The 12,704-nt window shown below is 58.2% G+C and carries 11 protein-coding genes and 2 pseudogenes; 2 read left to right on the top strand and 11 right to left on the bottom strand.

Annotated elements, in window-relative coordinates:
• Nucleotides 1–46: 46 nt before the first annotated feature.
• From KI231_RS30395 to KI231_RS22475, 6 genes and pseudogenes are all read right to left on the bottom strand, one after another.
• Nucleotides 47–586, bottom strand: coding sequence for a methyl-accepting chemotaxis protein (locus KI231_RS30395; protein WP_224787096.1), 540 nt, complete (start codon nt 584–586; stop codon nt 47–49).
• Between the two features lie 3 nt (nt 587–589).
• Nucleotides 590–1,366: pseudogene (locus tag KI231_RS30400) on the bottom strand (PAS domain-containing protein); the annotation flags it as partial.
• A gap of 579 nt (nt 1,367–1,945) precedes the next feature.
• Nucleotides 1,946–2,958 (bottom strand): annotated as a pseudogene (locus KI231_RS22460) (ABC transporter substrate-binding protein).
• A complete protein-coding gene (locus tag KI231_RS22465) occupies nt 2,955–3,482 on the bottom strand; it encodes a sigma-70 family RNA polymerase sigma factor (protein ID WP_213026380.1) in 528 nt (175 codons plus the stop codon). Before KI231_RS22465 ends, KI231_RS22460 begins: the two are co-directional and overlap by 4 nt.
• A 116-nt stretch (nt 3,483–3,598) precedes the next feature.
• Complete coding sequence (locus tag KI231_RS22470) at nt 3,599–4,390, bottom strand: phosphate/phosphite/phosphonate ABC transporter substrate-binding protein (protein WP_213026381.1); 792 nt, start codon at nt 4,388–4,390, stop codon at nt 3,599–3,601.
• A 141-nt stretch (nt 4,391–4,531) separates the two neighbouring features.
• Nucleotides 4,532–5,473, bottom strand: coding sequence for a fatty acid desaturase (locus KI231_RS22475; RefSeq protein WP_213026382.1), 942 nt, complete (start codon nt 5,471–5,473; stop codon nt 4,532–4,534).
• A 324-nt stretch (nt 5,474–5,797) separates the two neighbouring features.
• Between KI231_RS22475 and KI231_RS22480 the strand changes: the two genes are divergently transcribed.
• The gene (locus tag KI231_RS22480) at nt 5,798–6,214 is read left to right on the top strand and encodes a GNAT family N-acetyltransferase (RefSeq protein WP_213026383.1); all 417 of its coding nucleotides are present in this window, start codon (nt 5,798–5,800) and stop codon (nt 6,212–6,214) included.
• A gap of 120 nt (nt 6,215–6,334) precedes the next feature.
• On the opposite strand, the gene def is transcribed toward KI231_RS22480, so the two are convergent.
• The 3 genes from def to KI231_RS22495 form a co-directional block, all read right to left on the bottom strand.
• Nucleotides 6,335–6,874 (bottom strand): peptide deformylase, encoded by a 540-nt coding sequence (gene def / locus KI231_RS22485; protein WP_103304005.1) that lies wholly within the window; start codon nt 6,872–6,874, stop codon nt 6,335–6,337.
• Between the two features lie 2 nt (nt 6,875–6,876).
• A complete protein-coding gene (locus KI231_RS22490) occupies nt 6,877–7,827 on the bottom strand; it encodes a YihY/virulence factor BrkB family protein (RefSeq protein WP_103304004.1) in 951 nt (316 codons plus the stop codon).
• Between the two features lie 165 nt (nt 7,828–7,992).
• Nucleotides 7,993–8,184: a CsbD family protein gene (locus tag KI231_RS22495; RefSeq protein WP_103304003.1), complete on the bottom strand. Its 192-nt coding sequence runs from the start codon at nt 8,182–8,184 to the stop codon at nt 7,993–7,995.
• Between the two features lie 198 nt (nt 8,185–8,382).
• Between KI231_RS22495 and KI231_RS22500 the strand changes: the two genes are divergently transcribed.
• Nucleotides 8,383–8,760, top strand: a complete 378-nt coding sequence (locus KI231_RS22500) for a hypothetical protein (protein WP_103304002.1) — start codon at nt 8,383–8,385, stop codon at nt 8,758–8,760.
• A gap of 100 nt (nt 8,761–8,860) precedes the next feature.
• On the opposite strand, the gene fadD1 is transcribed toward KI231_RS22500, so the two are convergent.
• Nucleotides 8,861–10,558, bottom strand: coding sequence for a long-chain-fatty-acid--CoA ligase FadD1 (gene fadD1 / locus KI231_RS22505; protein ID WP_103304001.1), 1,698 nt, complete (start codon nt 10,556–10,558; stop codon nt 8,861–8,863).
• Between the two features lie 360 nt (nt 10,559–10,918).
• Complete coding sequence (gene fadD2, locus KI231_RS22510) at nt 10,919–12,607, bottom strand: long-chain-fatty-acid--CoA ligase FadD2 (RefSeq protein WP_213026384.1); 1,689 nt, start codon at nt 12,605–12,607, stop codon at nt 10,919–10,921.
• Between the last annotated feature and the right edge of the window lie 97 nt (nt 12,608–12,704).

Below are 12,704 nucleotides of genomic sequence, written 5' to 3' on the forward strand. Positions count from 1 at the left end.
TCAGCCCACAGCCCCGCGCATTGGCGGGGCTGTGCTTATACCTTCATCAGTTCAGTTGCAGCGTCTCATTGAACTGGCTGATCGCATCGACCACATGCCGTGACCCCTGCTGAATCTCCAGAATCACCTCCCCCGCCTCGTTCGCCAGTTCCACCCCGAGCCCGGTGCGACTCAGGCTCGATTGCATGCTCGACACCGCGCTCAGTGACAGATCATGGTTCTTGCGCACCACTTCGACAATTTCCAGCGTCGCCTGGCTGGTACGGGCTGCGAGGCTGCGCACCTCATCCGCCACTACCGCGAATCCACGCCCATGCTCACCGGCTCGAGCCGCTTCGATGGCGGCATTCAGCGCCAGCAGATTGGTTTGATCGGCGATACCGCGAATGGTCTGGACGATGGTGCCGATGATGTCCGACTGTTTGCTGACCGCATCGATGCTGACCGCGGCTTCGTTGAGGTCGCGGGAAATGTCCTGAATGATCTGCACGGTTTGCTGCACGACCTGTGAGCCTTTTTGCGCGCAGGCGTCGTTTTGTACCGAAGTGCTGTGGGCCGATTCCGCGGCGTTTTGCAGCGTGGTCATTTGATGGGTGATGTCGCTGGCGAACTTCACCACTTTGTAAAGCCGGCCTTTCGCATCGAACAGCGGGTTATACGACGCTTCCAGGTAAACCATCTGCCCGGACTTGTTCTTGCGCTCGAAACGGTGCGAGTGATATTCGCCGCGATTGAGCGAGGCCCAGAAGGCCTTGTATTGCGCTGACTCGGCCTCGGCGCGATGGCAAAACAGGCTGTGGTGATGGCCGACGACTTCCGGCAGTGTGTATTGCATGGTGCGCAGAAAGTTTTCGTTGGCGCTGATCACATTGCCTTCCGGGGTGAACTCGATCACCGCCATCGAGCGACCGATGGCCGCCAGCATGCTTTCTTCTTCATGTTCCTTGTTGATCCGCGCGGTAATGTCCGACGCCACTTTGATCACACTTCTGACTTGCTTGTCCGGGCCATACACCGGCATGTAGCTGGCTTCGAGCCAGACTTCCTTGCCGCTTTTGTTCAAGCGCAGAAAAGTCCCACTGATCGGCTCGCCCCGAGCGAGATCGCGCCACAACTTGGCGTACTCCTCGCTGCGATAGAAGACTTCCTCGCAAAATATCCGGTGATGCTTGCCGCGCACTTCTTCAGCGCTGTAGCCCATGGTTTTGCAGAAGTTCTCGTTGGCATCCAGAACAATACCTTCGGGGGTGAACTCGATCATTGCCATCGAACGGCTGATCGCGGCCAACTTGGCGTTGGCCTCAGTCAGCGCACAACTGAATCGCTCGATTTCCTGCAGGTCAGCCTTGTGATGTAGGTTGAACATGGTTGTATCACCTTCAGCGCGGTCTTTTGATTTGATGAAAGTTCAGGTCTTTCAGAATCCACCACTACGTTCCACAGAACAGGCACACGCATTCCTCCACGGGAGGAAGTTGTCAGGTGATAAATGATGATCAATCGGAGAGTCCATGCAGCGACGCTCTAATCAAGACATCCTTCTCTTGATAGCCCGCTCGCGGGCCAGCCCTAACGTGTTGAAGAACTTCCATTTAAATGATGCTCCTTGTTGGTTCAGTGTCGGTGCCTCGGATTGCGCACTCTGGCAGCATGAATCACGGGCTAACGCTGTACGCGCGGCATGTTTGGCATGACGGTCGACATAGTTAGTTATGTGTGAGCATAGACAGCGCAAAGCCTTGCGCAAGGCCACTAGTCGGCCAGTATCTGGCACTTTTTGCACAAGAATCGGTTCAGCGCGGGGAGGTTTTGGCGAGGCGGACACAATCGCTGGCAAGCCAGCTCCCACAGGGTTCTGCACTATCTCAAATGAGTGCAATTTCTGTGGGAGCTGGCTTGCCAGTGAATAGGCCATTACAAACACTACAAAAACAACAGAAATGACTTACAGACTTCCACTCACCTTGTCAGCTACGTCACCCGGCACCCATGGCTTCCAGACTTGCGGCTGATCACGCAAAAACGCCTCTGCTACCACGCGCGGTTGCTGGCGTTTTTCACTCATCCCGGCCAGCGTCTGGTTGAGCAGATCAATCGGCAAATCGACTTTTTCAAAAAACTTCACCAGTTCCGGATACTGCGCCTTGAACGGTGCTGATACGCCAATCGCCAGGCTCGCCGGCATCGAGCGCGTGCCTTTCGGATTCGGGTTGTTCGCGTCGGCCAGAGTCTTCCAGGCTTCGGCATCGAACGGCGGCTCTTCAAGCTTCACCAGTTTGAAACGACCCAACAGTGGCGTCGGCGACCAGTAGTAGAACAGCACCGGTTTGCCGCGCTTGATCGACGACGCCACTTCGGCATCCAGCGCCGCGCCGGAGCCGGTGCGGAAATTGACGAAGCTGTCGTTCAGGGCATAGGCCTTGAGCTTCGGCTGTTGACGATCTCCGAGGTCCACCCGGTCGGGCTGTTGAGGAAACGTCCACGGCTCGGGTCTTCAGGGTCGCGGAACACGTCTTTATAGCGCGGCAGGTCCGCCACTGATTTCAGCTCCGGCGCCAATGGCTTGATCCCGCGCTCGGGGTCGCCCTTGATCACGTACTCCGGCACCCACCAGCCTTCAGTGGCGCCTTTGACTGTGTCGCCGAGACCAAAGACTTTGCCCTCATTGGCCGCTTTTACCCACGCCGGACTGCGCCCGGCCCATTCCTCGCCGATCACCTGAATATCGTTTTTCGCCAGCGCTGCTTCCAGACTGACGGTGCTGCCCGGCAGCGTATCCGTCGAGTAGCCGTAGCCTTTCTCGACAATCAGGCGCAGCACTTCGGTGATGAAGCTGCCGCTCTCCCAAGTGATGTCACCGAAGTGAATCGGTGCGGTTTGCTCCGCCGCAGAAACGGCGCCGACGCTCAGGCTGAGTGCCAGCAGCGAACCGCCGAGCAGGGTTTTGATCGATCTCATGCAGACCTCTTGTCTTGTAGGAATTGATTGGCACTGTGGCGCTCGCACAGCGCCTGGGAACGGGTCATGTACACGCTGACCGAACGCTGCGAGATGCCCAGTTCGGCGGCGATTTGCGGGTAGGTCAGGCCATCGATGCGTGCGAGCAGAAAGGTCGAGCGGACTTTGCCCGGCAACCGTTGCAGGCTGTGATCGAGGCGGCTGAGGGTTTGGGTCAATTGCGCGATGTCTTCCGGCGAGGCGGCGTAATCCACATCGATCTGCTGCTGGTGACGGCGCTCCAGGTCGGCGCGGCGCCAGCGTTGATATAACAGGCGTTGGGCGACGGTGGTGAGCAACGCGCGAGGTTCACGGATCGCGGTCAGGCTGGGGGCTTCGAGCAGTTGCGCGAAGGTTTCGGCGGCGATGTCCTCAACGCTGGCTGCGTCATGCAGATGCCGGCGCAGGTAGCAGCAGAGCCAGTGATAGTGGGCACGGAACAGCTTGTCGAGTTGCTGGCGGTGAGACAGATCGGCGCCGGACATAAGGGCTCCTTGGTAAAGGGTCGCTGAATGTCCGGTGTTCCGGTGGCGCGATCGTAGCAAGGCGCCTTATGCATTAATAATATTTAAATCTTATTTTTATATTCATTTTTGATCTTTCAGCGTAAGCGGCCGTAACCCAAATCTTCAGCCTCACGCTGATAATCGAGAATCACCCGATAGTCGCTTTCAGTGGCCGACAGCACTTCAACCAGCCCCAATGTCTGTGCGACGTCGGGAAGCTCACGCAGTGATTGATTCATCACTCGGCGCAACTGCTCGGCTTGCTCATCCGTGGCATTGGCAACGGTAATGAACGGCAGCGTCGGGCTGAAGGCACTGCGCGCCACCAACCGCAATCCGCTGACCTCCTCGGGTGCGTACTGTGCAAGACAGGCGTAGGTCACGCTGTCGATGGCGGCCAGATCGGCAAGATTTTCGCGCAACCAGCGAAGACTCTCGCGGTGTCCGCCGCTGACGCCGACCGAGGCGAAAAACTGGCCGTTCTGCTGCAACGGCGCCAGGCGTTGGCGCAACAGGTTCATGCCGCTGTTGGAATCCTCGCTGTTGATCACTCCGCGACTGTTGCGAAAGTCCGCGAGGATTTTGCGCGGGTCATCGGCGCGGCAGAGGATCAGGCTGCAATGGTTGCCGGCGCTGGCGTCGGGGAGTTCGTAACGAGGACGGCCGACGATTCGGACCTTGCCGCGTAGCGCCGTCATCAAGGGATAACCGCAGGTTTGGGTCAGCAGCAAATCCGGCGAAAGCCATAGTTCCGGCAGCGACAGGTTTTCCGCGTTCAGACGAATCACGCCCAAGTGTTCGAGGATGCGTGAAATCCAGCGCTCGTTCGCTGCACGGATGGGCTCAGGCGCGACATACATCAGAAGCTCTATGTGGTGTTGGGTCATCCCCATCCTTCCCTACCCATAAATAACCCTGTGGGAGCGGGCTTGCCCGCGAAGAGGCCAGCACATCCAACATCATTGTTTTCAGACAGATCGCCTTCGCGGGCACGCCCGCTCCCACAGGGTTTAGCGGTGGCCGTGCGGTCAGTGAAACGGATGCTGCGGACTGTCGATCGGCTTGAAACCATGCCGCCGCCACAACTGCCCATACCCTCGCACCAGAAACCCGCCACTGCGCGCCAGCCATTGCTCACGGCGCATCCGGTATGCCTGCGGCAAGTCGTACCACGCCAGCCCCGGCAGGTCGTGATGCACCAGATGAAAATTCAGATTCAGAAACAGCCAGCGCCACGGCCATGCGGCTTCGTTGAGCACCGTGCGTTGCTCAGGTTGCGCGTGCGGACGATGTTCATAGTAGGAGCGGATCATTGCAATCGACAGCGCCGGCACACTGATCAGCAGCAGGTAATGCCACACCGGCAAGGCGCTGTAGCGGGCGATGAACCACAGCATCAATAACGTGAACGCGCCGTGAGTCAGCCACATCAGCCACGCCTGCCGCTCGCCGTTCTTCAGCCGTTGCAGTTCCTCACTCGCCAGCGCCAAGAGCCCCAGCGGCGCACCAATCACGAATCGACCGAGGACGGTTTTGTTCAGCCAATGCAGGCCGCGCTCAAACAACGAACTGCCCTGCCAGCCCGCCGCCGTCAGGTAACGACTTTCCGGATCGACACCGGGAACGGTCAGGTCTTCATCGCGGTGATGCAACAAATGACTGTCGCGATACAGCGTGTACGGATACCACACCGCAAACGGCGCATAACCGAGGACTTTGTTGACGAAGGTCGAGCGGGTCGGATGCCCGTGGAGCAGTTCATGTTGAACCGACAACCACAGCACCAGCAGCGGAACCAGCAGCACGGTGCTCCAGCCACGACCGAGCCAATCGCTGTTGAGGACGATGGCGAACCAGGCGCCATACACGCCGATCAGCAACAGCCAGGTCGGCCACTCGGTGCGGGCAGTGAAGCGTTGTCGCAGGGTGTCGATTTGCTCGCGATGGGCGGCGTCGAAGTAATGGGGCATGGCGTTGCTCGAAACGGGATCTTGCCCTTCTGTGCAACGACGTCGATGAATCCTGCAGATTATTTTTCGGATTCAGGCTGGAGCCCGAGAACCGGGCTCCTGATGGGTGCGATCAATGGCCGAAAATGTCGACTTTCTTGGCTTTTTTCTCCGCGCGTTTTTCAATGGCGGTCTTGGCCGGTTTCTTCTTGTCGGCTTTCTTGGAATTCAAACCTTTGGACATGATGGGTACTCCACTCACAGGGCTGTAGGCTCAGGTATACACCTATCCCGAGGCGCGCGTTCTTTTATAATCGGCGCTTTGCCCACCGACAGTCCGATCCCATGCCCGATACCCAATACAGCCTGCTCGACGAGTCTCTCTGGCCGTTGATGAACAAGTTTTACCGCAGCCATCAATCCTCGATGAAAGCCGTGCGCGATGCACACTTGTGGGTGGCCCGGCGTGGCGACATTGTCGCGGCGTTGTGTTTGCGGCCGGTGGCGGGCGGGCAATGGTTGACGGGGTTGTTTGTTGATCCGGCGTGTCGTGAACAGGGGCTTGCCGCACAGTTGATCGCTGCGGCGCTGCAGGATGTAACGGAGCCAGTGTGGCTGTTCTGTCATCCGGATTTGCGCGGGTTTTATGAGCGGCGCGGGTTCAGGTTCGACCCGGCCCTGCCGCAGGCGATGGCGGAGCGATTGAGCCGGTATGCGCGGAGCAAGCCGATGATCGCGATGGAGCGCAAACCTTCAATCTGATGCAAAACCCTGTAGGAGTGAGCTTGCTCGCGATAGCAGTGTGTCAGTGACATTTTCGGTGACTGACAGACCGCTATCGCGAGCAGGCTCACTCCTACAAAGGGAATGTGTTGGCCTGGGTTAATCGTCGGCGGTTGGATCGAGGTCGGGGAACATCACTTCGGTGAAGCCGAACTTGCTGAAGTCGGTGATGCGCGACGGGTATAACCGGCCGATCAAATGATCGCATTCGTGCTGCACAACGCGCGCGTGGAAACCCGAAGCCACCCGCACAATCGGTTGGCCCTTCGGATCAAACCCTTCATAGCGAATCTGCTGATAACGCTCCACCGCACCACGCAAACCCGGCACCGACAGGCAGCCCTCAAAGCCCTCCTCCATCAACGGATTCAACGGTGTGATCAATGGGTTGATCAGTATTGTCTGCGGCACTGCTTCGGCGTCCGGGTAACGTTCGCTGTGCTCGAAACCGAAGATCACCAGTTGCAGGTCGACACCGATCTGCGGTGCGGCCAGGCCGACGCCGCCGACGCTTTCCATGGTCTGGAACATGTCGTCGATCAGTTGCCACAACTCGGGGCTGTCGAACATTTCCGGCGGGACGGGCGGAGCGATACGCAGCAGGCGTTCATCGCCCATTTTGAGGATTTCACGGATCATGATCAGACTTCGTCAGTGTCCGGCTTGAGCGAGTGATCGCGGCCCAGGCCCGAGACGTGTTGTTTGGGATGTTCGTCCAGTTCGCCGGGGACTTTCTCGCCCTCGTCCTTGCCTTCGCTGGACATGTGCTCGATCACCGCATTCATCTCCGCACCGAGCAACAACACCGCCGCGGAAATGTAGAAATACAGCAACAGCACGATGATCGCGCCGATGCTGCCATACATCGCGTTGTAGTTGGCGAAGGTTTTCACGTAGAACGCGAAACCCAACGAAGCGATGATCCACACCACCACGGCCAATACCGAACCCGGCGTGATGAAACGGAATTCCTGTTTGACGTCGGGCATCACGTAATAGATCAGGGCCACGGCGACCATCATCAAAATCACGATCACCGGCCAGCGCGCGATGGTCCAGACAGTGACGATGACTTCTTCCAGGCCAACCTGCGCGGCAATCCAGCCCATCACCTGCGGCCCGAGCACCATCAGTGCAGCAGCCACCAGCAGCATGCCGGCGATGCCGACAGTGTAGAAAATCGACAGCGGAAAACGCTTCCAGACCGGCCGGCCTTCGACCACGTCATAAGCGGCGTTCATGGCGCTCATCATCAGCCGCACGCCCGCTGAAGCGGTGTACAAGGCGATAACGATACCGACCGAGAGCAAGCCGCCCTTGGACTGTTGCAACTGGTCGATCACCGGGTTGACCTGCTCCAGCGCTTGCGGCGGCAACACCAGTTCCGATTGCAGACGCAGCCAGGAGAAGAAGTCCGGCAGGTGCAGGAAACCAATCAGGGCAATCAGAAACAGGATGAACGGGAACAGCGAGAACAGCATCTGGTAGGCCAGTGCCGATGCATAAGTCGACATCTCGTCGTCGACGAATTCAGTGACCGTGCGCACCATCACCCGGTGCAGGGGCAGACCTTTCATGTCCGGAAATATCATTCGCGTCTCCTTTCGCCGCAATACAGGTTGAAGTCGTGGCGACTCAGGGGCCGTTTTTTACCTCACGGTAGCCTACTTGGCGACCCTTGGTGGGGTCAGCGCAGGCTTTTGACACAAAAACGGCCATCCTTGGATGGCCGCTTCGCTGTTTCGTTCAAGACGCGATTACGCCTTGTCGACGGTTTTCTTCACAGCGTCTTTGGCTTTGCCAACCGCTTGCTGGGCTTCGCCTTTTTTCTCTTGAATCTTGCCTTCGGTTTGCAGCTTGGGGTTGTCGGTGGCTTTACCGACGCCTTGCTTGACGTTGCCGACCGCTTCGTTGGCCATGCCTTTTACTTTATCGCCTGTGCTACTCATGGTGTTTCTCCTTGGTGCAATTAGGGGGAAAAGTCAGTACGTAATGATTGACCGGCCGGGTTTGCGCGGAGTTTCATTTATTTTTCGGTGGTTCTTTTCGTCGCTCTGCGCAGGTTGGGCTTTATGTTTACCCGCCCAGCCCCGAGAATGCGCACCTATGGGCGCCGTGCGCCAAAGATCAGATCCCGCAGGAATGTTATGAAACTCGATAAAAAGCAGGCCATTGCCCGTAGAAACCAGGAACTGGGCGGCGCTGTGCTCGGCTCCAACAACTGCCACTTCGCCGAACTCAACCGTAACCGCAATATCTGGTGGTTCGACCTGCCGGTGTCACGCCTGGCCGTTGGTCAGTACGAGTGGATTCACCTGCTGATGCACACGCCGGCGACCGACGAACTGCTGCACCTGAAGGTGCCGACGGTGTTTCTGCGTGAAAAGCTTGAAGGTCTGGTGATTCGCAACGAGGGCAAGCGCAAGGCTGCTTTGAGCCTGGAGTTGAGTGCGGACAAGGATTCTTACTTGCAGGACATGCGTCCGGCCGGCACCAACGTGAATTTCGCGCCGTTCCGTCAGTAGGATTTGCACGATGATCGTTCCCACGCTCTGCGTGGGAACGATCAAATCCAAGCCCTGCTCTGCACCAACAAAAAGCCCCGCATCGGCGGGGCTTTTTGTTTTATGCGGCGTTCTTCGCCTTGATCTTCTTCAGCTCTTCGTCGCGCAATTCGCGACGCAGGATCTTGCCGACGTTGGTGGTCGGCAGCGCGTCGCGGAATTCCACCGAACGCGGCACCTTGTAGCCAGTGACGTTGGCGCGCATGTGCTCCATCACCGTTTCCTTGGTCAGCGTCACGCCCGGCTTGGCGACGATGAAGATCTTGATCGCCTCACCCGACTTCTCGTCCGGCACACCAATCGCGGCACACTGCAACACGCCCGGCAGAGTTGCCAGCACGTCTTCCAGTTCGTTCGGGTAGACGTTGAAACCGGAGACCAGAATCATGTCTTTCTTGCGATCGACAATGCGCATGTAGCCGTCCGGCTGGATCAGCGCGATGTCGCCGGTTTTCAGCCAGCCTTCGCTGTCGAGCATTTCATCAGTGGCTTCCTGACGCTGCCAGTAGCCCTTCATCACTTGCGGGCCCTTGACGCACAGCTCACCGATTTCGCCCAGCGGCTGCTCGACACCGTTATCGTCGATGACTTTGCACAGGGTCGATGGCACCGGAATGCCGATGGTGCCGATCTGGATGTTCTGGATCGGGTTGACCGTGGCGACCGGGCTGGTTTCGGTCATGCCGTAACCTTCGCAGATCGGGCAACCGGTCACGGCTTTCCAGCGTTCGGCGGCAGCCAGTTGCAGGGCCATGCCGCCGGACAGGGTGACTTTCAGCGCGGAAAAATCCAGCTTGCGGAAACCTTCGTTGTTGCACAGCGCCACGAACAGCGTGTTGAGGCCGACGAAACCGCTGAACTTCCACTTCGACAGTTCCTTGACCATCGCCGGCAGGTCGCGCGGGTTGCTGATCAGGATGTTGTGGTTGCCGATCAACATCATCGCCATGCAATGAAAGGTGAACGCATAGATGTGGTACAGCGGTAGCGGCGTGATCAGGATCTCGCAACCTTCATTGAGGTTGGAGCCCATCAGCGCCTTGCACTGCAACATATTGGCGACGAGGTTGCGGTGGGTCAGCATCGCACCTTTGGCCACGCCGGTGGTGCCGCCGGTGTATTGCAGCACGGCAACATCACCGCTGTCCGGGTTGGCTTCGGCCACTGGCTGGCCCTGGCCCTTGCTCAGCACGTCGTTGAACTTGACGGCTTTGGGCAGGTGATAGGCCGGGACCATTTTCTTCACGTACTTGATGACGCTGTTGATCAGCAGGCGCTTGATCGGCGGCAGCAGGTCGGCGACTTCGGTGACGATGACGTGTTTGACACCGGTTTTCGGCACCACGGTTTCGGCCAGGTGCGCCATGTTCGCCAGGCACACCAGCGCTTTTGCACCGGAGTCGTTGAATTGGTGTTCCATTTCCCGCGCGGTATACAGCGGGTTGGTGTTGACCACGATCAGCCCGGCGCGGATCGCACCGAAGACGGCTACCGGGTACTGCAGAACGTTGGGCAATTGCACGGCGATTCGATCACCGGGCTGCAAATCGGTATGCTGTTGCAGATACGCGGCAAACGCACCGGACAATTCATACAATTCACCGTAGGTGATTGTCTTGCCCAGGTTGCTGAAAGCCGGTTTGTTGGCGAAGCGTTGGCAGGATTGCTTCAACACTGCCTGAATGTTCGGATACTCGTCTGGATTGATGTCGGCAGCAATTCCAGCCGGGTATTTATCCTTCCAAAAGTCTTCGATCATGGAAGCCCACTCCTCAGCAACGCGAATTCTTCACCGCATTTGATGCGATTATTATTGGTGTGTGTTTTGTATTGGTGAATCTGGCTTTTACATAGGCCGAGAAGTCACAAAGCGCGCCGAGAGTAGCAGCTTTGCCGAGGGTCGACTAGAGCCAAAAGCGGCCCCTACAGTCACATTGATGACTCAAGACTTTCTGGCAGTCATTTTAGAGCAAAAATCCTATATCACCTTGAAAGTCCCGGATTTCGGGGGTTTTCCTGTCAAAAGCATCGCGGGCAAGCCCGCTCCCACAAGGTCTGCATAGATCCCCGTGGGAGCGTGGCTTGCCCGCGATCCGCGCTAAGCGCGGCCATTCACCGATCAGGCGATATCGCGCAACTCACGCCGCAGAATTTTCCCTACAGGCGTCATCGGCAACGACTCACGCAACACAATGTGCTTGGGTACTTTGTACGCGGTGAAGTTCTCTTTGCAGTAAGCCTTCAACTCTTCAAGGCTGACTCCGGTTTCCCGCGCCACCACAAACAGCTTCACCGCCTCCCCCGAACGTTCGTCCGGCACACCGATCACCGCGCAGTTGGCGACTTTCGGGTGGGCCATCACCACGTCCTCGATTTCGTTGGGGTACACGTTGAAACCGGAGACGATGATCATGTCCTTCTTGCGATCGACGATGCGCACGAAGCCGTCCGGATCGATCACCGCAATGTCGCCGGACTTGAACCAGCCCTCGGCATCCAGCACTTCGGCCGTGGCTTCAGGCTTTTGCCAGTAGCCTTTCATGATCTGCGGGCCTTTGATGCACAACTCGCCACGCTCGCCCAGCGGTTGTTCGACGCCGTCATCGTTGATCACTTTCAACAGCGTGCCCGGCACCGGTAAACCGACGGTGCCCAGACGTGACTGGTCGCCGTACGGGTTGGTGCAGGCCACCGGTGAGGTTTCGGTCAGGCCGTAGCCTTCAGTGATGCGGCAACCGGTGAGCTGTTCCCAGCGCTCGGCCGTGGCTTTGACCAACGCGGTGCCGCCGGAGTTGGTGAGTTTCAGGCTGGAGAAATCCAGGGTCTTGAAATCCGGGTGTTCCATCAGCGCGACAAACAGGGTGTTGAGCCCCAGCAGCGCCGAAAACTTCCAGTTCTTCAGCTCCTTGATGAACCCGGCGATGTCCCGCGGGTTGGTGATCAGCACGTTGTGATTGCCGGACACCATCATGCACATGCAATTCGCGGTGAACGCATAGATGTGATAGAGCGGCAGCGGCGCGATCATCACTTCCTGGCCTTCACGCAGCAGCGGCTGCCCATCCGGCCCGAGTTGCGCGAGACAGGCGCGCACTTGCTGCATGTTCGCCACCAGGTTGCCGTGGGTCAGCATCGCGCCTTTTGCCAGGCCCGTGGTGCCGCCGGTGTATTGCAGCACGGCGATATCGTCGAGGCTGACCTTCAGCGGCTTGATCCCCAAGCCGCGGCCCATGCGCAATGCGCTTTTGAAGGAGATCGCCTGCGGCAGCGAATACGCCGGGACCATTTTTTTCACTTTGCTGACCACGGTGTTGACCAGCCAGCCTTTGGCGGTTGGCATCAGGTCGCCCATCTTCGCTTCGATCAGGTATTGAATGTCGGTGTCGGCCAGCACTTCCTGGACTTTCTGGCCGAACATGTTCAGGTACACCAACGCCCGCGCGCCGGAATCCTTGAACTGGTGGCGCATCTCCCGCGCGGTATACAGCGGGTTGGTGTTGACCACGATCAGCCCGGCGCGCAAGGCGCCGAACACGGCAATCGGGTAATGCAGAACGTTGGGCATCTGCACCGCGATGCGATCCCCCGGCACCAGATCGGTATGTGTTTGCAGGTAACCGGCGAAAGCGGCGCTCTGGCGTTCGAGTTCGGCATAAGTCAGGGTCACGCCCATGTTGCTGAAGGCCGGGCGGTCCGCGAACTTCTTGCAGGAACGCTCAAACACCTCGATCACCGACTTGAACTCGCCCATGTCGATGTCCAGCGGTACGCCGGCCGGGCGTTTGTCATTCCAGAAATCAGGTTGCATTGTTCTTGTCCTCTTTACCTGAGCCGATCCGGGGCCGCGTTTCTGTCATTTCTCTTTCGTCCATTGAAAACAGAAAGCAAAAAGCGGAGCTTCACGG

It is taken from the genome of Pseudomonas sp. Seg1, from assembly GCF_018326005.1.
In the GTDB taxonomy this organism is placed as follows: domain Bacteria; phylum Pseudomonadota; class Gammaproteobacteria; order Pseudomonadales; family Pseudomonadaceae; genus Aquipseudomonas.

Excerpts from the sequence above, each read along its gene's own strand:
- KI231_RS30395 (WP_224787096.1), bottom strand. The coding sequence starts at position 586 with ATGACCACGCTGCAAAACGCCGCGGAATCGGCCCACAGCACTTCGGTA.
- KI231_RS22465 (WP_213026380.1), bottom strand. The coding sequence starts at position 3,482 with ATGTCCGGCGCCGATCTGTCTCACCGCCAGCAACTCGACAAGCTGTTC.
- KI231_RS22470 (WP_213026381.1), bottom strand. The coding sequence starts at position 4,390 with ATGACCCAACACCACATAGAGCTTCTGATGTATGTCGCGCCTGAGCCC.
- KI231_RS22475 (WP_213026382.1), bottom strand. The coding sequence starts at position 5,473 with ATGCCCCATTACTTCGACGCCGCCCATCGCGAGCAAATCGACACCCTG.
- KI231_RS22480 (WP_213026383.1), top strand. The coding sequence starts at position 5,798 with ATGCCCGATACCCAATACAGCCTGCTCGACGAGTCTCTCTGGCCGTTG.
- def (WP_103304005.1), bottom strand. The coding sequence starts at position 6,874 with ATGATCCGTGAAATCCTCAAAATGGGCGATGAACGCCTGCTGCGTATC.
- KI231_RS22490 (WP_103304004.1), bottom strand. The coding sequence starts at position 7,827 with ATGATATTTCCGGACATGAAAGGTCTGCCCCTGCACCGGGTGATGGTG.
- KI231_RS22495 (WP_103304003.1), bottom strand. The coding sequence starts at position 8,184 with ATGAGTAGCACAGGCGATAAAGTAAAAGGCATGGCCAACGAAGCGGTC.
- KI231_RS22500 (WP_103304002.1), top strand. The coding sequence starts at position 8,383 with ATGAAACTCGATAAAAAGCAGGCCATTGCCCGTAGAAACCAGGAACTG.
- fadD1 (WP_103304001.1), bottom strand. The coding sequence starts at position 10,558 with ATGATCGAAGACTTTTGGAAGGATAAATACCCGGCTGGAATTGCTGCC.
- fadD2 (WP_213026384.1), bottom strand. The coding sequence starts at position 12,607 with ATGCAACCTGATTTCTGGAATGACAAACGCCCGGCCGGCGTACCGCTG.